The 18,503-nt window shown below is 72.1% G+C and carries 13 protein-coding genes; 7 read left to right on the plus strand and 6 right to left on the minus strand.

Annotated elements, in window-relative coordinates; genetic code table 11:
- Positions 1–79: 79 nt before the first annotated feature.
- Complete coding sequence (locus ACIBJC_RS26045; RefSeq protein WP_399296386.1) at positions 80–1,690, plus strand: protein kinase; 1,611 nt, start codon at positions 80–82, stop codon at positions 1,688–1,690.
- Between the two features lie 101 nt (positions 1,691–1,791).
- Here the strand turns inward: ACIBJC_RS26045 and ACIBJC_RS26050 are convergent, their stop codons facing one another.
- From ACIBJC_RS26050 to ACIBJC_RS26060, 3 genes are all read right to left on the minus strand, one after another.
- Positions 1,792–2,766, minus strand: a complete 975-nt coding sequence (locus tag ACIBJC_RS26050; RefSeq protein ID WP_399296795.1) for a phosphotransferase — start codon at positions 2,764–2,766, stop codon at positions 1,792–1,794.
- A 189-nt stretch (positions 2,767–2,955) separates the two neighbouring features.
- The gene (locus tag ACIBJC_RS26055) at positions 2,956–3,372 is read right to left on the minus strand and encodes a pyridoxamine 5'-phosphate oxidase family protein (RefSeq protein WP_399296388.1); all 417 of its coding nucleotides are present in this window, start codon (positions 3,370–3,372) and stop codon (positions 2,956–2,958) included.
- A gap of 178 nt (positions 3,373–3,550) precedes the next feature.
- A complete protein-coding gene (locus ACIBJC_RS26060) occupies positions 3,551–4,210 on the minus strand; it encodes a response regulator (RefSeq protein ID WP_399296797.1) in 660 nt (219 codons plus the stop codon).
- Between the two features lie 324 nt (positions 4,211–4,534).
- Here ACIBJC_RS26060 and pdhA point away from each other — a divergent pair, with 324 nt between their 5' ends.
- The 3 genes from pdhA to ACIBJC_RS26075 are packed head-to-tail and all read left to right on the plus strand — an operon-like array spanning position 4,535 to position 8,309.
- On the plus strand, positions 4,535–5,770 hold the full coding sequence (gene pdhA, locus ACIBJC_RS26065; protein WP_399296390.1) for a pyruvate dehydrogenase (acetyl-transferring) E1 component subunit alpha: 1,236 nt from the start codon (positions 4,535–4,537) through the stop codon (positions 5,768–5,770).
- A 2-nt stretch (positions 5,771–5,772) separates the two neighbouring features.
- Complete coding sequence (locus tag ACIBJC_RS26070; RefSeq protein ID WP_399296391.1) at positions 5,773–6,822, plus strand: alpha-ketoacid dehydrogenase subunit beta; 1,050 nt, start codon at positions 5,773–5,775, stop codon at positions 6,820–6,822.
- Between the two features lie 14 nt (positions 6,823–6,836).
- On the plus strand, positions 6,837–8,309 hold the full coding sequence (locus ACIBJC_RS26075; RefSeq protein ID WP_399296393.1) for a dihydrolipoamide acetyltransferase family protein: 1,473 nt from the start codon (positions 6,837–6,839) through the stop codon (positions 8,307–8,309).
- A 75-nt stretch (positions 8,310–8,384) separates the two neighbouring features.
- On the opposite strand, the gene ACIBJC_RS26080 is transcribed toward ACIBJC_RS26075, so the two are convergent.
- Together ACIBJC_RS26080 and ACIBJC_RS26085 are read right to left on the minus strand one after the other, a co-directional pair.
- Positions 8,385–9,317: a D-alanyl-D-alanine carboxypeptidase family protein gene (locus ACIBJC_RS26080; RefSeq protein ID WP_399296395.1), complete on the minus strand. Its 933-nt coding sequence runs from the start codon at positions 9,315–9,317 to the stop codon at positions 8,385–8,387.
- A 262-nt stretch (positions 9,318–9,579) separates the two neighbouring features.
- Positions 9,580–10,500, minus strand: a complete 921-nt coding sequence (locus tag ACIBJC_RS26085) for a bifunctional DNA primase/polymerase (protein ID WP_399296397.1) — start codon at positions 10,498–10,500, stop codon at positions 9,580–9,582.
- A gap of 396 nt (positions 10,501–10,896) precedes the next feature.
- Between ACIBJC_RS26085 and ACIBJC_RS26090 the strand changes: the two genes are divergently transcribed.
- From ACIBJC_RS26090 to ACIBJC_RS26100, 3 genes are all read left to right on the plus strand, one after another.
- Positions 10,897–11,211 carry a hypothetical protein gene (locus ACIBJC_RS26090; RefSeq protein WP_399296399.1) on the plus strand — a complete coding sequence of 105 codons (315 nt, stop codon included), beginning with the start codon at positions 10,897–10,899 and terminating at the stop codon, positions 11,209–11,211.
- Positions 11,212–11,539: 328 nt separating this feature from the next.
- Complete coding sequence (locus ACIBJC_RS26095) at positions 11,540–12,133, plus strand: SigE family RNA polymerase sigma factor (RefSeq protein ID WP_399296401.1); 594 nt, start codon at positions 11,540–11,542, stop codon at positions 12,131–12,133.
- 268 nt (positions 12,134–12,401) lie between these two features.
- Positions 12,402–14,084 carry a long-chain fatty acid--CoA ligase gene (locus tag ACIBJC_RS26100; RefSeq protein ID WP_399296403.1) on the plus strand — a complete coding sequence of 561 codons (1,683 nt, stop codon included), beginning with the start codon at positions 12,402–12,404 and terminating at the stop codon, positions 14,082–14,084.
- 45 nt (positions 14,085–14,129) lie between these two features.
- Here ACIBJC_RS26100 and ACIBJC_RS26105 read toward each other — a convergent pair whose 3' ends face one another.
- Positions 14,130–18,380 carry a PAS domain-containing protein gene (locus ACIBJC_RS26105; RefSeq protein WP_399296405.1) on the minus strand — a complete coding sequence of 1,417 codons (4,251 nt, stop codon included), beginning with the start codon at positions 18,378–18,380 and terminating at the stop codon, positions 14,130–14,132.
- Between the last annotated feature and the right edge of the window lie 123 nt (positions 18,381–18,503).

Raw genomic sequence — 18,503 nt, forward strand, 5'->3', positions numbered from 1 at the left:
ACAGAGCTCCTGAGACCCACAGACCACCCGCGGACCGCGCGCGCGGCCACCACGCGGACAGACACGACGGCGAGGACTGATGGCACCCGAACCCGAAGCAGGCGGCGGAGTGCCGGATGCGGCGGACTCCTGGGGCGACAACGGATTGGTCGGCGGGATGGTCGGCGACGGCCGCTACCGCATGACCCATCGTCTCGGCCGCGGCGGCATGGCCGAGGTGTTCGCGGCCGAGGACGTACGGCTCGGGCGCATCGTCGCCGTGAAGCTGCTCCGCGCCGATCTCGCCGAGGACCCGGTCTCCAAGGCCCGCTTCACGCGTGAGGCGCAGTCGGTCGCCGGCCTCAACCACCACGCGGTGGTGGCGGTGTACGACTCGGGCGAGGACACCGTCAACGGGCAGACCGTGCCGTACATCGTGATGGAGCTGGTCGAGGGCCGCACCATCCGCGATCTGCTCGTCAGCGCGGAGGCCCCGCCGCCCGAGCAGGCGCTGATCATCGTCTCCGGTGTGCTGGAGGCGCTCGCCTACTCGCACCAGCACGGCATCGTCCACCGCGACATCAAGCCGGCGAACGTGATCATCACGGACGCGGGCGCGGTCAAGGTGATGGACTTCGGCATCGCGCGCGCCCTGCACGGCGCGCAGTCGACGATGACCCAGACCGGCATGGTCATGGGCACGCCGCAGTACCTCTCGCCCGAGCAGGCCCTCGGCAAGGCGGTCGACCACCGCAGCGACCTGTACGCCACGGGCTGCCTGCTCTACGAACTGCTCGCCCTGCGGCCCCCGTTCACCGGTGAGACCCCGCTCTCCGTGGTCTACCAGCACGTCCAGGACATCCCCGTGCCGCCCTCCGAGGTCGCGGACGTGGCGCCGCCGGAGCTGGACGGCCTGGTCATGCGCTCGCTCGCGAAGGAGCCGGACGACCGGTTCCAGAGCGCCGAGGAGATGCGCGGGCTCGTCCAGTACGGCCTGCAGATGATCCAGCAGCAGGGCAGCCACACCGGAACGTGGAACACCGGCCCGGTCGACGCCCACATGATGGGCGGCAACACCCCGGCGATGGGGATGGCCGCGACGACGGCGATGGGCCATCCGCCGCACAGCGAGACCGCGCAGGGTCCGATCCTGCCGCCGATGAACCCGAACGACGGCGGTTACGACGGCGGCCACCACGGCAACGGCGGCGGTCGCGGCAAGCTCTGGCTCTTCGTCGCGCTCGCGGTGATCGCGGTCATCGCGGGGGTCGCGTTCGCGGTGAACAACATGGGCGACACGGACACCGGCAAGGACACCAAGAACCCGACCACGAACTCCCCGAGCCAGGAGGAGACGAGCCAGAGCCCGAGTCCCTCGGAGTCGCAGTCCTCGCAGAACAGCGACACGGAGACGTCCACGGGCGGCAACGACTACCCGAGCTACGAGCAGACCCGGAAGCCGTCCTGGTCGCCGAGCCCGTCGCTGGAGCCGTCGGAAGACACGCCGACCTCCTCCGACCCGGGCACGGGGGACGCCGGGACGACCGAGGGCGGGGGCGGCACCGACCCGTCGAGCGACCCGTCCAGCGGGCCGACCGGCGACGACTCCGAGCTGCCCGGCGGTCCCGGGTCGGTCACGACCGGGGTGACCGGCGATACGGGCACCTCCACCGGCGCGGACGCGGGCGCCGACGCGGGCGGCCAGGGCTGAGACGGCGCGACGGGCCGGCCGCCTCGGCGGCCGGCCCGTCGGCGGTCTGTCCCGGCGGCTGGTCCACGGGCCGGCCCGCGCGGCCGGCCCCGGCGGCGCGGTCAGTCCGTGAACGCGTCGCGGACCGCCTCGTACTCCCGCGTCCACCAGACCGCGAGGGCCGACACCGCGGCGAACAGCGGGTCGGCCCTCGGGTCGTCCAGCATGTAGCGCCACCGCAGTATCCAGAAGTCGTTGAGCCGCTCCCACCAGACCCGGTGGACCGCCGCGGCCAGCTCGGAGGCGCCCGCCCCGGCCGCCCGGCGGTAGGCCCGCGCGTACGCCCGTACCTTGGCCAGCTCCAGCTCCCCCGTCGGCCGGACGAAGAAGATCGCCGCCGCCCTTACGGCCTCCTCGGCGCGCGGCTGGACGCCGAGCCGGTCCCAGTCGACGATCGCGGCCGGCTCCGCCCCCCGGTAGAGCAGGTTCAGCGGATGGAAGTCGCCGTGCACCCACCCCGTCGCGGGCTCGGTGCCGGGCGGCGGGCGGCGGTGGGCGTGGCGCTCCAGCAGCTCCCTGCGCTCCACGAGCCGGTGCTCGGCCAGCGAGTCGAAGACGTCGCGGCGGGACCGGCCGCGTGCCAGGACGAGGAGTTCGCCGATGAGCGCGAAGGTGTCGGAGGGGTCTGGGCTGAGATACGCGAGCGCCGCCGGGTCCGGCTCCATCACCCGCTCCAGGCAGGTGTGCACCAGCCCGAGCAGCCCGCCGAGGCGCCGCGAAGCGCGGGCGGTGAGCTGCGCGCCGTCGCGGTGGCTGCCCTCGACCCAGGGGTGCAGCGCGTAGCAGCGCCCGCCGATGACGGCGACGGTGTCCCCGTCCGTGGACTCGACGGGCGGCGCGACGGGCACGCCGAGCGTCTGGAGCCGCTGCGTGGCGCGGTGCTGGTGGGCGATGGCCTCGTGGTCGCCGTCGAGGTGGTGCTTGAGGAAGTACGCGCCGCGGGTGGTGCGGAGCCGGTAGCCGCGGTTGAGGAGCCCTTGGGCGACGGGTTCGCACGACAACGGGTCGCCGGTGTTCCGGTAGCGGCGGAGCAGCAGCCGGACGGGCGGGGCCGGGAGGTGGGGGGTGGTACGAGGGGCGGGAACAGGGGTGGTGCGGGGGGCGGAAACGAGGGCGGTAACGGGCGGAGCTGTGTGGCTGGCACGAGCGGCGGCGGGCCGGGGGATGACGGCGGTCGCGGCAGGCGCAGCGAGTTCATATGAGCGCGGCACTTGTCAGATGTTAGATCACGCAGCGTGTTGACTCCGTCGCTCGTCGGTGCAGTCGAGCGTGTGTACGGTTATGAACTGGGGTGTAAGCCGCATATAGACCGGATCGAACGGTTCACCGTCCACATGGTGAGGTCCGGCGCCAAACATTTCGATTTCCGAGGGGGTCGGCTCGATGAGCTCGGCCGTCCCGGTGAACTGGACCGACCAGAGGTCGTCCCCGCCGCTGCCGTAGTTGTCCGCCCCGTACGCCACCACCCCGCCGCCGCACGCCTGGTGGTATCCGTGCCCCGCGTGCATCCTCAGGAGGACCGAGCCCTCCGTCACCACGTGGCGGGCGGGAGCCACCAACGGCATGGCCCGCATGCTCGTCGCCACGCGTCCGTACGGCACGCGGCTGAGCAGGTCGATGGCGCGGAGTTCCTCGGTGGACATACCGTCCACTCTCCGTCGCCGAGGCCGCCCCCACCAGGGGAGACGGCCCCTGAATCATGGGACGTTGGTCCCGATTGGGACCCGGCGTGCCGCGGTACGGAGGGGCGGTGGCGCCACGGTACGGAGATACGGTGGCGCCACGGTACGGCGGCCGGTGCCCCGGTACGGCGGCCCCGGGTCAGCGCTTCTCGGCCTGGAGCCGGGCCACGTACGCCGCCGCCTGCGAGCGCCGCTCCATCCCCAGCTTGGAGAGCAGGCTGGAGACATAGTTCTTGATCGTCTTCTCGGCGAGATGGAGCCGCTCGCCGATCGCCCGGTTGGTCATCCCCTCGCCGATCAGATCCAGGATCCTGCGCTCCTGGTCGGTGAGGCCGGACAGCTTGTCGTCCGCCTTCGGGCCGTTCCCCGTACGCAGCCGCTCCAGCACCCGCGCCGTCGCCACCGGGTCGAGCAGCGACCGTCCCGCCGCCACGTCCCGTACGGCCGTCAGCAGTTCGTTCCCCCGGATCGCCTTCAGTACGTAACCCGAGGCGCCGGCCATGATCGCGTCGAAGAGCGCCTCGTCGTCCGCGAACGACGTGAGCATCAGGCACTTTACGGACTCGTCCCTGGATCTGACCTCCCGGCAGACCTCGACGCCGCTGCCGTCGGGGAGCCGTACGTCCAGCACCGCCACGTCCGGGCGCGTCGCCGGAATGCGGGCCATCGCGTCGGCCGCCGTGCCCGCCTCGCCGACCACCTCGATGTCGTCCTCGACCGAGAGGAGTTCGAAGACTCCCCGGCGGACCACTTCATGGTCATCAAGCAGGAATACCCTGATTTTTCCTTCTTCGTGCACAGAATTCAGTCTCACACACTCACCCCTTCCCTGCCGCAGATCAGCGGGATAACGTGCCGTTGTTCCGGCGGCCTGCGAGGCTGTGACCAGTGGTTGTTCCAAACTTTGCCGATTTACTTGGAAATCCAATCAAAATTGCAGGTCAGATGGGGTTTCGCAGTAATGGTGCCCACTGGGTAACGTGCCTGTGACAGGGCGCTCGCCGGGGCACCTGTCACGTCTGTCCCGACTTGGTCGCACCCACCCGCGTGCGCCTGGTGGTACAGGCGAGCCGCACTGGTTCCCGGCGGATCCCGGGGGCCGGACAGACGGAGGAGCACGCACGTGACCGTGGAAAGCACTGCCGCTCGCAAACCGCGACGGAGCAGCGGTACCGGTACCAAGCGCGCGAGCGCGAAGAAGACGGCCAAACCGCAGCCTTCCGGGCCGGATTCCCCGCCGCACGCCGGGCCGGGTTCCGAGCCGCAGCTCGTCCAGTTGCTCAGCCCCGAGGGCGAGCGTCTGGACCACCCCGAATACTCGGCCCTCATTGCCGACATCACCCCCGAATCCCTGCGCGGGCTCTACCGGGACATGGTCCTGACCCGCCGCTTCGACGCCGAGGCCACCGCCCTCCAGCGCCAGGGCGAGCTGGGACTCTGGGCGTCGCTGCTGGGCCAGGAGGCCGCGCAGATCGGCTCGGCTCGCGCGCTGCGCGACGACGACTACGTCTTCCCGACCTACCGCGAGCACGGCGTCGCCTGGTGCCGCGGGGTCGACCCGACCAAGCTGCTGGGCATGTTCCGCGGGGTGAACCACGGCGGCTGGGACCCCAGCACGAACAACTTCCACCTCTACACGATCGTCATCGGCTCGCAGACCCTGCACGCCACCGGCTACGCCATGGGCGTCGCCAAGGACGGCGCGGACTCCGCCGTGATCGCGTACTTCGGGGACGGCGCCTCCAGTCAGGGCGACGTGGCCGAGTCGTTCACCTTCTCCGCCGTCTACAACGCGCCGGTCGTCTTCTTCTGCCAGAACAACCAGTGGGCGATCTCCGAGCCCACCGAGAAGCAGACCCGGGTGCCGCTCTACCAGCGTGCGCAGGGGTACGGCTTCCCCGGCGTCCGCGTCGACGGCAACGACGTCCTGGCGTGCCTGGCCGTGACCCGGTCCGCGCTGGAGCGGGCGCGCCGGGGCGAGGGGCCGACGCTGGTCGAGGCGTTCACGTACCGGATGGGCGCGCACACCACCTCCGACGACCCGACGAAGTACCGCGCGGACGAGGAGACGGAGGCCTGGGAGGCCAAGGACCCGATCCTGCGGCTGCGCCGGTACCTGGAGCGCGAGGGCCAGGCGGACGAGGCGTTCTTCGCGGAGCTGGACGAGGAGAGCGAGACACTCGGAAAGCGGGTACGTGACGTGGTACGGGCGATGCCGCAGCCGGACTCCATGGCGATCTTCGACCATGTCTACGCCGACGGGAACGCGCTCGTGGACGAGGAGCGGGCGCAGTTCGCGGCGTACCAGGCGTCGTTCGCGGATTCCGGGTCCGCAGGTTCCGCCGAGGGGGACAACTGATCATGTCGGCATCCGTATCCGCTTCCGCATCCGCATCCGTACAGACCACAGCGCCGAACGGCGCGCAGCAGCTCCCGGTCAAGAAGCTCCCGATCGCGAAGGCGATCAACGAGTCGCTGCGCACGGCGCTCGAAACCGACCCCAAGGTCCTGATCATGGGCGAGGACGTCGGCAAGCTCGGCGGCGTCTTCCGCGTCACGGACGGCCTCCAGAAGGACTTCGGCGAGGGCCGGGTCATCGACACCCCGCTCGCCGAGTCGGGCATCGTCGGCACGGCCATCGGACTGGCGCTGCGCGGCTACCGCCCGGTGGTGGAGATCCAGTTCGACGGGTTCGTCTTCCCGGCGTACGACCAGATCGTCACGCAGCTCGCGAAGTTGCACGCCCGCTCGCTCGGCAAGATCAAGCTGCCCGTCGTGATCCGTATCCCGTACGGCGGCGGCATCGGCGCGGTCGAGCACCACAGCGAGTCGCCGGAGGCGCTGTTCGCGCATGTGGCGGGGCTGAAGATCGTCTCGCCGTCCACGGCGTCGGACGCGTACTGGATGATGCAGCAGGCCATCCAGAGCGACGACCCGGTGATCTTCTTCGAGCCGAAGCGCCGCTACTGGGACAAGGGCGAGGTCAACACGGAGGCCATCCCCGGCCCCCTCCACGGGGCAACGGTCGCCCGGGACGGCACGGACCTCACCCTGGTGGCGTACGGCCCGATGGTGAAGGTCTGCCTGGAGGCCGCGTCGGCCGCGGCCGAGGAGGGCAAGTCGCTGGAGGTCGTCGATCTCCGGTCGATGTCGCCGATCGACTTCGACACGGTCCAGACGTCGGTGGAGAAGACACGCCGGCTGGTCGTCGTGCACGAGGCGCCCGTCTTCTTCGGTTCCGGCGCGGAGATCGCCGCCCGCATCACGGAGCGGTGCTTCTACCACCTGGAGGCGCCCGTCCTGCGGGTCGGCGGCTACCACGCGCCGTATCCGCCGGCCCGGCTGGAGGACGAGTACCTCCCGGGCCTGGACCGGGTGCTCGACGCCGTCGACCGCTCGCTCGCGTACTGAGGAGTGCCGTGACCATGACTGCTGAAACCTCCGCCCGGTACCGGGAGTTCAAGATGCCCGACGTGGGCGAGGGGCTCACGGAGGCGGAGATCCTCAAGTGGTACGTACAGCCGGGCGACTCCGTGACGGACGGCCAGGTCGTGTGCGAGGTGGAGACGGCGAAGGCGGCCGTCGAGCTGCCCATCCCGTACGACGGGGTGGTGCGCGAGCTGCGCTTCGAGGAGGGCACCACGGTGGACGTGGGCGCGTCCATCATCACGGTGGACGTGGCGCCCGGGAGCGGCGAGGAACCGCCCGCGCCGGCTCCGTCGGCTTCTTCGGCTCCTGAGAAGGCCCAGAAGGCGCCTGAGGCCCCGGACGCGGCCCCCGCGGGCAGCGGCCGTACGCCGGTCCTCGTCGGCTACGGGGTGGCCGAGGCGTCGACGAAGCGCCGCCCGCGCAAGGGCGGCACTCCGACGGCCGCCCAGCCCGCTCCGGTGCCTCCTGTGACCTCGGTGCCTCCTGTGCCTTCGGTACCGGAGCAGGTGAACGGCCACGCGAGCACGGCGGCGGCCTCCGCCCGCCCGCTGGCCAAGCCGCCCGTACGGAAGCTCGCCAAGGACCTCGGCGTGGACCTGGCGACGGTGACACCGTCGGGCCCGGACGGGATCATCACCCGCGAGGACGTCCACGCGGCCACGGCCCCGGTACGGGAACGCCCCGAGGCCCCGGCTCCGTCCGCGCCGGTCTCCGCCCCGGCCCCGGTCCTCACCCGGGCCCCCGCGCCCGCGCAGCCCTCCGGCACCGCCCGGGAGACCCGTATCCCCGTCAAGGGCGTACGGAAGGCCACGGCCGCCGCGATGGTGGGCAGCGCCTTCACCGCGCCGCATGTCACGGAGTTCCTTACCGTCGACGTGACGCGCACGATGAAGCTGGTCGAGGAGCTGAAGTCCGACAAGGACATGGGGGGTGTGCGGGTCAGCCCGCTGCTCCTTGTCGCCAAGGCGCTTCTGGTCGCCCTCAAGCGCAACCCTGACGTCAACGCGGCGTGGGACGAGGCCCGTCAGGAGATCGTGCTCAAGCACTACGTCAACCTGGGCATCGCGGCGGCTACCCCGCGCGGTCTGATCGTCCCGAACATCAAGGACGCGCACGACAAGACGCTGCCGCAACTGGCCGAGTCACTGGGCGAGCTGATCACCACGGCCCGCGAGGGCCGGACGACCCCGGTGGCGATGCAGGGCGGCACGGTGACCATCACCAACGTCGGCGTCTTCGGGGTCGACACCGGTACGCCGATCCTGAACCCGGGCGAGTCCGCCATCCTCGCGGTCGGCTCGATCAAGCCCCAGCCCTGGGTCCACAAGGGAAAGGTCAAGCCACGCCAGGTCACGACCCTGGCGCTCTCCTTCGACCACCGGCTGATCGACGGGGCGCTCGGCTCGATGTTCCTCGCCGACGTGGGTGCGGTCCTGGAGCAGCCGAAGCGCCTGATCACCTGGGCGTAGCGAGACGAGGAGAGGACGGCCGGACCACCAGGTCCGACCGTCCTCTCCTCGTTCGTGCCGCGTTACCGCGTCGCTTTAGTCGCGCTGTGCGTTCGACGGGAGCGTACGGAGCTTCATCGTCTTCGCGGTCGAGGCGCCGAAGCCGTGGTCGAGCATCTTCGCCGCGTCCTTGTAGCGGTCGGTGCCGTTCAGGACGACGCCGACGAGCGTCTTGCTGCCGCGCGTCGCGGCGAACACCAGGCAGGGCCCGGCGGCGGTGCCCGTACCGGTCTTGATGCCGATGGCGCCGCTGTAGGAGCCGAGGAGCTGGTTGGTGTTGTACCAGGTGTACGTGCGCGTGCCGCCGTTCGCGGCCGGGGCCGCGGCCTTGTACGACGTGGCCTTGACGACCGCGCGGAAGTTCGCGTTCTTCATGGCGTACTGCGCGATCTTCGCCAGGTCGCGCGGCGTCGTGTAGTTGTTGCCGCCGCCGGAGATCCCGTCGAAGGAGTCGAACTTGGTGTTGGTGAGCTTCAGTTCCTTGGCCTTCGCGTTCATCTTCGCGATGAACGACTTCGTACGGGCCGCGTTGGTGGAGCCGGTGCCGTAGGTGTCCGCGAGGGCGTACGCCGCGTCGCAGCCGGAGGGCAGCATCGTCCCGTACAGCAACTGACGGACGGTCATCTTGTCCCCGGTACGCAGGTCGGCGGTGCTCGCGCCTTCCTTGGCGACGTAGTCGCGGTACGCCTGCTTGACGGTCACCTTGCGGTTGAGGTCCACGCCCTTGGTGCTGAGCACCACGGCGGCCGTCATGATCTTCGTCGTGCTCGCCATCTGGCGCCGCGTGTCGGCGGCCTTGCTGAAGACCGTGGCGCTGGACGCGTTGTTCAGGACGAACGCGCCCTTGGCGGAGACGGTCGGGGCCGCGGCGGCGGCCGGGGCGGTGGTCGCCGCCTGGGCGGGCGCCGACAGGGCGGAGACGGAGAGCAGGGCGCCGGCGCTGAGGGCGATCACGGCGGATCTGCGCACGCCCGGGTGGGTGGATATCAAGGAAACACTCCGAGTTCGCGGATGCGGTGAAATGCAGTGAAATGCAGTGAAATGCGGTCAAGTGCATCTGGAGGGCGGCGAAATGGGGCCGCCCTGGGCTCCGATCAAGGAAGGGGTCCCCAGAGGAGACCTGTGAAGGCGCCGGAGAGATGCACGGATCCAGGTAATCATTTCGGAAAAGGTGATCGGCGCCCGCGTCCCGTCGTGATCGCCTCGCTGTGATCGCTCCGCGGCGATCGCCTCAGGGGCGGGACGTGAGGCGGGCCGCCGAGGCGATCGTGGCGCGCGCCTCGTGCTCGGTCAGGCCCGTGCGGACGGCCGCGTCGACCAGCGCCTCCGCGAGCGCGTCGCCGAAGCCGTGCTCGTACGCCCGGCAAGCGGCCCAGAACAGCCGGGTGTTGCGCTGCCCCTCGTGCGCGGCGAGCACGAACTGCACCAGGCCGTGGCCACGCTCGGGCCGGTCCTGCGCGTGGCGGGGCCCGGCCGGGGGTGTGAGAAGCCGCAGGAGGGCGCGCGGGCAGGGCGCGGGCGCGAGCCCCGCCGTCCCCGGGGCGAGCCGGTAGGCGCCGCGCGCGGTGACCGAGCCGGGGCCCACGAGGTAGCCGCCCGCGCCGCGCACGTCGATACCGGGCGCGAGCCGGCCGGCGGAGTTGGGCACGACGACGTTCGGCGGGCCGGTCAGCCAGATGTGCCGGCCGCCGCTGGGCGTCAGGACGACCACCGTCTCCGGCAGCGTGAAGAGGTGCTGGAAGGCGAGGTGCTGGAGCGCGGCCACGGAGTCCGGCGCGGGGCCGCGCAGCGGATCCCGTACGGGGCCCCGTAGGGGATCGGAGGCGGCGGCCCCATGCGCCGGGCCGATGTCGAGGTCGATGCCGATGAGCTGGTGCGGCGGTCGGCCGCAGGCGATGCCGTACCCCGTGGCCCAGGGCGCGGCGGCGAACAGCGCGCGCACCTCCGCCGGGTCGGTGGTGGCGTCGTGCACGCCGTGGCCGGGACGCCCGCACTCACCGCGGCAGAGGCTCGGCTCGGGCCCGCCCCGGTGCGGTGAGCGCAGGGCGGGGAGCTTGGTGGGGGACAGGGGGATGACGGGGAGCCCGCGCTCGGCAGCGGACAGAGCGTGCGCGAGGGCCAGGGTGGCGGTGTGCCGGACGGTGGTGGCCATGAATCCATGTTCGTACAAGCGTTCGAAGAAAGGAAGGGGGGAGGGTGGGAGGGCGGTCAGGGGAGGGGGCGTAACGGTTGATTTCGATGCTGAGGCGAAGAGCCTCCGGGAGGTCTGCTGAAAACGCTTCACCCCTTGCGGCGGACGGCGCGCGGGTCCGGGCTCTCCCGGATCGGCCCTGCGTGCGCGGGGTGGGACGAGGCTTTGGGGGCGCATTGGGGGTTTATCGACTTGTCCTCACGCTTGCGGGGGAATCGATTCCTCCGGGGTGGTTCCGGGGGGATCCGGTGGGCAACTCTGAGGTCGCGACGTCGCCAGCACCACCGGGTCGGTCGGCCAACTGCCCGGGTTCGAAATGCACTTCCCGCCGTACTTCTGGTTCCTGGAGGAAATGACATGGCAAGCTTCCGTACCGCTCGTGCCTTCGCCGCTGTCGCCGCGCTGCCCCTGGCCGCCGCGCTCTTCACCGGGGTGGCAAGCGCCGACAACGGCGCCCTCGCCAACGACGGATCGAACGCCGGCGCGGCGTCGATCAGCGGCAGCGGGGTGGGCGGTCACAACTTCGGCAACTCGACGACCACACAGCAGGTGGCGTCGGGTGCCGGGGCGTCCAACCAGAACAACACCGCGAGTGTGGTGGGCTCGGGCTTCACCTCGATCGATCAGTCGAACGAGAACATCTCGGTAAATTTCACCCACCTCTGGTGGTGAACGCGGCCCGACGGGGGGCGTGACTGAGGGGTGAACGACGTCCTGCGCGGCGGTGCTTCGGCACCGTCGCGCAGCCGTATGTCCGGCGTCATGTCCGGCGTCGTGTCCGGGCCGCGCGAGGCGTCATGCCCGGCGTCATGTCCAGCCCCGTACCCGACCCCGAACCCGGGCCGCGCGAGGCGGTGCGCGGGGGCAGCCCCTACAGTCCGCGCGCGCTGTTCTCCACCTTCAGGAGGTGGAGTGCCCCCCACCCCTACACCCTGAGGCGGACATGGCTTCGGGACCTGGGGCCGATCCCCCGGGCAGGCCCCGCTCCTAGCGTGGAGCCATGACCACGTCTGTCTGCCCGAGCGCTTCCACAGCCGCCAAGCCGGCCGCCAAGTCGGCCGCGCAGTACTCGCCGTACGTCACCCACTCGCCGTATCCGCCCTACACGTCGTTCTCGTCGTACGTACGGGCGCGGGGGCCCGTGCTGCTGCGTACGGCGCGCTCGCTCACCGCCAACCACTCCGACGCGGAGGACCTGCTCCAGACGGCGCTCACCAAGACCTATGTCGCCTGGGACCGGATCGAGGACCACCGGGCCCTGGACGGCTACGTCCGCCGGGCCCTGCTGAACACCCGCACCTCGCAGTGGCGCAAGCGCAAGGTCGACGAGTTCGCCTGCGAGGAGCTGCCCGAACTCGCGGGCGTGCCGGAGCCCGACCCCGCCGAGCGCCAGGTGCTGCACGACGCGATGTGGCGCGCGGTGATGAGACTCCCCGACCGCCAGCGGGCCATGGTGGTCCTGCGGTACTACGAGGACCTCAGCGAGGCCCAGACCGCCGAGGTCCTCGGTGTCTCGGTCGGCACGGTCAAGAGCGCCGTTTCCCGCGCGCTCGGCAAACTCCGTGAGGACCCGGAGCTCTCCCCCGCACGCTGACGCCCCGGACGGCTCCCCGTACGGGGATGGTCCGGGAAGGTCGGGGGTGGGCCCGGGGTAGGTCCGGGGAAGGTCAGGGGCGATCCGCCGGTAGTCCGGGCGGTCCGGGGTAGTGACATACCGAGCGGTACGCGCGCAGAATCTCGGCAGCGAAACATCACCGCACATCGCAGCGACGAGACATGACGAGACGTAATGCGACGAGACACGGTGCGTCGCGTCGCGACGAGCCACGCGCCGCGACGCCAACGCCCACCGGGAGGACGCCGTGCTGAGCACCATGCAGGACGTACCGCTGACTGTGACCCGCATCCTGCACCACGGGATGACCATCCACGGAGCGTCACAGGTCATCACCTGGACCGGTGGGAGTGAACCGCAGCGCCGCAGCTTCGCCGAGGTCGGCGGGCGCGCGACCCAGCTCGCCGGCGCCCTGCGCGACGCACTCGGCGTCACCGGCGACGAACGGGTCGCGACCCTCCTGTGGAACAACTCGGAGCACGTCGAGGCGTACTTCGCGATCCCCGCCATGGGCGCGGTCCTCCACACGCTCAATCTCCGCCTCCCGCCCCAGCAGCTCGTCTGGATCGTCAACCACGCCGCCGACCGCGTGGTGATAGTCAACGGCTCGCTCCTCCCGCTGCTCGCCCCGCTCCTCCCGCACCTGCCCACCGTCGAACACGTCGTCGTCGCGGGACCCGGCGACCGCACCGCGCTGGACGAGGCCGTGACGGCGCGCACGGCGACCGGGGCGCCCGTACAGGTGCACGCGTACGAGGAGCTGATCGCCGGCCGTCCCACCGCCTTCGAGGCGTTCGACTGGCCCGAGTTGGACGAACGGTGCGCTGCGGCCATGTGCTACACCTCGGGCACCACCGGCGACCCCAAGGGCGTCGCCTTCTCCCACCGCTCCATCTACCTGCACTCGATGCAGGTCAACATGGCCGAGTCGATGGGGCTGACGGACAAGGACACCACGCTGATCGTCGTGCCCCAGTTTCATGTCAACGCCTGGGGACTGCCGCACGCGACGTTCATGACCGGCGTCAACATGCTGATGCCCGACCGTTTCCTCCAGCCCGCCCCGCTCGCCGAGATGATCGAGCGCGAACGGCCCACCCACGCCGCCGCCGTCCCCACCATCTGGCAGGGACTGCTCGCCGAGGTCACCGACCGCCCCCGCGACCTGACCTCCATGGCCCGGGTCACCATCGGCGGCTCCGCCTGCCCGCCGGCCCTGATGGAGGCGTACGACAAGCTCGGCGTACGGCTCTGCCAGGCCTGGGGCATGACGGAGACCTCACCCCTCGGCACGATGTCCAACCCGCCCGCGGGCCTCACCGCCGAGGAGGAGTGGCCGTACCGCATCACGCAGGGCCGCTTCCCGGCCGGTGTGGAGGCACGGATCGCCGGGCCCGGCGGCGGCTTCCTGCCCTGGGACGGTGAGTCGGCCGGCGAGTTGGAGGTACGCGGACCGTGGGTCGCGGGGGCGTACTACGGGGGCGCGGGCGCCGAGCCGGTCACGCCGGCGGACAAGTTCAGCGAGGACGGCTGGCTGCGGACCGGCGACGTCGGCGTCATCAGCCCCGACGGCTATCTCACCCTCACCGACCGCGCGAAGGACGTCATCAAGTCGGGCGGCGAGTGGATCTCCAGCGTGGAGCTGGAGAACGCGCTGATGGCGCACCCGGACGTGGCGGAGGCGGCGGTCGTCGCCGTACCGGACGACAAGTGGGGCGAGCGGCCGCTCGCGACGGTCGTCCTCAAGGAGGGCGCGAGCGCGGACTACGCGGAGCTGAAGGAGTTCCTCGCCGGGAGGATCGCGAAGTGGCAGGTGCCGGAGCGGTGGTCGGTGGTGGCCGCGGTGCCGAAGACGAGCGTCGGGAAGTTCGACAAGAAGGTGATCCGCAAGCAGTACGCGGACGGCGAGCTGGACGTGACGAGGCTGTAGGCGGCTGTACGTACGCCGCCCACAGCTCTGACGGCAGGGCGAAGGTCAGTTGGTGCCGATCTTGGCGAGGAGGTCGACGATCCGGTCCTGCACCTCGGCGCTCGTGGAGCGCTCGGCGAGGAACAGCACGGTCTCGCCGGAGCTGAGCCGCGGCAGCTCCGCCTCGTCGATGCCGGCCGAGGTGTATATGACCAGCGGCGTCCGGTTCAACTGGCCGTTCGCGCGCAGCCAGTCGATGATCCCCGCGCGCCGGCGCCGTACCTGCATCAGGTCCATGACCACCAGGTTCGGCCGTGTCTGGGCGGCGAGATTCACGGCGTCGTTGTCGTTCGCGGCCCGCGCGACCTGGAGGCCACGCCGTTCCAGCGTCTCCGTCAGCGCGAGCGCGATCTCCTCGTGCTCCTCGATCACCAGCACGCGCGAGGGGTGCTGCTCGCTGTCGCGCGGCGCCAGCGCCTTGAGGAGCACGGCGGGGTCGGCACCGTACGCCGCCTCCCTGGTCGCCTGGCCGAGGCCCGCCGTCACCAGTACGGGGACCTCGGCGGCGACCGCGGCCTGGCGCAGCGACTGGAGCGCCGTACGGGTGATGGGGCCGGTCAGCGGGTCGACGAACAGGGCGGCGGGGAACGCGGCGATCTGGGCGGCGACCTCCTCGCGCGAGTGCACGACGACGGGCCGGTAGCCGCGGTCGCTCAGCGCCTGCTGCGTCAGGACGTCCGGCGCGGGCCAGACCAGCAGCCGGCGCGGGTTGTCGAGGGGCTCCGGGGGGAGTTCGTCGTCGACGGGCTGCGGCTGGGGGCGGTTGGCGACCTCGACCGCGCCACCGGGTCCGTCCAGCGGCTCGGGGCCCTCGGCGCCCTCGTCGGGCGCCCCTATGGCGTACGAGCGGCCCGCGGACGGGGCGGTCGGGAGGCGCAGTCCGCCACCCTGGGTGTGGTTCTGCGCCTGGGGGGAGCCGGCTGTCGTCAGGTCGGGGTGCTCGGTACCGGCGGGCGGGGTGCCCAGCTTGCGGCGCCGCCCGGAGGGCGAGGACGCCGCCGGCTGCCCCTGCGTTTGCTGCCCCTGCTGTTGTTGCCCCTGCTGGGAAGGTTGCTGGGGGAGTTGCTGGGTGAAGGGCACGCCCTGGCCGAGCGTGCGCACGCTGAACGCCCGGCCCTGGGTGGAGTCCGGCGGCACCGGCGCCTCCTCCGGCAAGGGCTGCGCGGGTGGCAGCGGCTGATGCGCGCCGCGCCGGGGGTGCGGTACGGAGGACTCGACGGACGGCTCCGAGGCGGCGACCGACGCGGTGGGCGAGGTCGCGGGCGCCATCGGGGGCGCGGGAGCGGGCGCCGGGGCGGGCTGGGCTGCGACGGGCGCCGGTTCGGGGGCTTCCTGCACGGCTTCCTGCACGGCTTCCTGCACGGCTTCGGGCGCGGGCTCCTCGGGCCAGCCCGGCGGCGGGGACATGAACCCGAAGCCGGAAGTCGTCGGCATCCCCTGCCCGTTGGTCGCCCCGCCTGCCGTACGCCCCACGCTCTGCCGGGGGAAGGCGCTGACCGGAGCGGCCGGTACGGGGCTGCCCCAGCCGTTCGGGTCCGGCGCCACGGCCGCCTCGGCGGGGGCGGGGGCGGGCATGGCGGCAGGGGCGGGGCCAGGCTGGGCGCGGCGCCGTCCCGCGGCGGGCAGGGGGTGTGGCTGGGGCGGGGTGTGGTCCTCGTCCGGAACCGTACGTACGGTGTCGTGGCGGCCCGGCGCCGCGGCGTCAGGGGCGGGCGACGGAACCCTGCGGTCCGCTTCGGCGGGCGGCAGCGCGAACGCGCTGCGGGGGCTCTCCGCCTCGGCGGGAGGCGGGACACGGCGGTCCTGCGCGGGCGCGAGCGCCCGGCGCGCACGGCGCCCGGCGGGCTGCTGCGGCGCGGGATCGGCGACGACGGGAGAAGCGGCCCGGGGCGTGGCCGGAGGCACGGCCTGAACGGCAGCTTCGGGAGCAGCAGGAGCCGCGGGAGCCGATGGCCCGGACGGCAGCGCGGGAAGCGCCCGCTGCCCGGTGTTCCGCGCGCGGCGCCCGGTGCCCGGCTCGACCGGTACGCCCTGCGGCGGCACGGCCTGGCCGAGCGCCGCACGCCCGGTCGGATGCGCCCCCTCGGAAGCGGTCACGACCGCCCCCTCCGAGGGCGCGGGCGCGCCGCTCGTCAGCGCGACGGCGGAACCGGGCCCGGTTCCGGTCGCGTGAGCCGCGTCCTCGGCAGGGCTGGGCCGCCCGCGCCGCCGCCCCGTACCGCCTCCGGCAGAGGCACCCGCAGGGACCCCGACCCCGACCTCGCCCGTACCCTCGACGCCACCCCCACTCGTGCCACCCATGCCACCCGTGCCACCCGTACCGCCGACCCCAGGGGTCCCCTCGGTCCCATCGGTCCCGGACGCGATCGCGCGGGCCCTGCGCCGTCCCGTGGGCTCCTGCTCGCCCGTGTCCTCCGTCGCCGGGGAGTCCAGGAACGCGTCCGTCGACGCCCGGCGCGCGCGCCGCCTGCCGCCGCCCGAGGTCCCAGGGCCCTGTCCGGGCTCCGGGTGCGGCGAAGGCGCCTGGTGCTGCGGCTCTTCCCCACCGGGGTTCGCGGTGGGCGGCGGAACCGCCCCCGAGCCCTCCCCCAGCGGCAGCTCCAGCACGAACGCGCTGCCGTTCATCCCGGGCACCTCGTGGGTCTGCAGGACGCCGCTGTGCGCCCGTACGATCCCGCGCACGATCGGCTCGTGCACCGGGTCGCCCCCGGCGAACGGCCCGCGCACCTCGATCCGTACGACATCACCGCGCTGCGCGGCGGCCACCACGATGGTCGAGTCGACGTAACCGCCGCCCGGCATCGGCTTCGTACGGCCCGTCGAGTCGACCCCGGCCACATCCGCGACGAGATGCGCCAGCGCCGTCGCCAGCCGGACGCCGTCCACCTCGGCCTCGATCGGCGGGGCGTGCACCGCGAACTGCGCCCGGCCAGGACCGATCAGCTCCACCGCGCCCTCGACACCGGCCGCCACGACCCCGTCGAGCAGGGTCTTCGTCTTGGTGAGCTGTTCCGTACCGGCGTCGAGCCGCTGATAGCCGAGGACGTTGTCGACGAGCGTCGTCATCCGGGCGTACCCGGCGGCGAGGTGGTGCAGGATCTGGTTGGCCTCGGGCCAGAGGTGGCCCGCCGGGTCGGCGGCGAGGGTGGTCAGCTCGCCGCGCAGCTCCACCAGCGGCCCGCGCAGCGCCTCGCCGAGCACGGCGGTGAGCTGGGTGTGCCGGCCCGCGACATCGCCGTACCGCTCCGTCAGCCCCTCGATCTCGGCCGCGTACCGGTCACTGCGGTCGGCCAGCTCTGCCGCGTGCCGCTCCTCGGCGGCGGCCAGTTCGGCGGTGAGCCGGTCGGTCGTCTCCGTCAGCTCGGCGGTGAGCCGCTCGTCGGTCTCGGCCACCTCCGCGGTACGCCGCTGCTCGGCGGCGGCCAGCTCGGCGGAGTGCTGCTCGATGAGTTCGTCGTACGGGCGCCGGTCGGTGAAGGTCATCACGGCGCCGACGAGCTGATCGCCGTCCCGCACCGGAGCGGTCGTCAGGTCGACCGGCACCTTCTTGCCGCCCTTGGCCCACAGCACCTGCCCGCGCACCCGGTGCTTGCGACCGGAACGGAGCGTGTCGGCGAGCGGGGACTCCTCGTACGGGAACGGCTCGCCGTCCGCGCGCGAGTGCAGGATCAGCGGGTGCAGGTCCTGGCCGCCGAGATCGCTGGCGCGGTGGCCGAGGATCTGCGCGGCGGCGGGGTTGACGAGCACGACCCGCCCGTCGGTGTCCGTACCGACGACGCCCTCGGAGGCGGCCCGCAGGATCATCTCCGTCTGCCGCTGCGAGCGCGCCAGCTCGGCCTCGGTGTCCATCGTCCCCGACAGGTCCCGTACGACGATCATGAGCAGCTCGTCGCCGGTGTAGCTGTGCGAGTCGTTGTACGCGTCCCGGCCGTCCTCCAGGCTCGCGCTGGTCACCTCGGCCGGGAACTCGCCGCCGTCCGTACGCCGCGCCATCATCCGCGTGGGCTTCGTACGGCCGCGGGCGTCGGCCGAGGCGGGGCGCCGCATCGAACCGGGGATCAGCTTCGAGTCGAACTCGGGCAGCAGATCGAGCAGCCCGCGGCCGACCAGCGCGGTGCCCGGGGTCTCGAACATCTCCAGGGCGATGGTGTTGGCGTTGACGACCGTGCCGTTGGCGTTGACGAGCACCAGGCCGTCGGGGAGTGCGTCGAGTATCGCCGCGAGGCGAGCAGCGCCTCGGGATGGCCTGCTGCTCACGACGACGCTTCCTCCCTGAACCACTGCACCTTGCGGACGGCCGCACCCATCTTGCCTCTCGGCTCCCGGCCTGTCACTGATGGGAGTCTAAGGGCTGGGACGGGGACAGCGGCGGCGGATGAG

The organism is Streptomyces sp. NPDC050509 (assembly GCF_044457965.1).
GTDB lineage: Bacteria > Actinomycetota > Actinomycetes > Streptomycetales > Streptomycetaceae > Streptomyces.

Coding starts and splice junctions, on each gene's coding strand:
- ACIBJC_RS26045 (WP_399296386.1), top strand. CDS start 80: ATGGCACCCGAACCCGAAGCAGGCGGCGGAGTGCCGGATGCGGCGGAC.
- ACIBJC_RS26055 (WP_399296388.1), bottom strand. CDS start 3,372: ATGTCCACCGAGGAACTCCGCGCCATCGACCTGCTCAGCCGCGTGCCG.
- ACIBJC_RS26070 (WP_399296391.1), top strand. CDS start 5,773: ATGTCGGCATCCGTATCCGCTTCCGCATCCGCATCCGTACAGACCACA.
- ACIBJC_RS26075 (WP_399296393.1), top strand. CDS start 6,837: ATGACTGCTGAAACCTCCGCCCGGTACCGGGAGTTCAAGATGCCCGAC.
- ACIBJC_RS26085 (WP_399296397.1), bottom strand. CDS start 10,500: ATGGCCACCACCGTCCGGCACACCGCCACCCTGGCCCTCGCGCACGCT.
- ACIBJC_RS26090 (WP_399296399.1), top strand. CDS start 10,897: ATGGCAAGCTTCCGTACCGCTCGTGCCTTCGCCGCTGTCGCCGCGCTG.
- ACIBJC_RS26095 (WP_399296401.1), top strand. CDS start 11,540: ATGACCACGTCTGTCTGCCCGAGCGCTTCCACAGCCGCCAAGCCGGCC.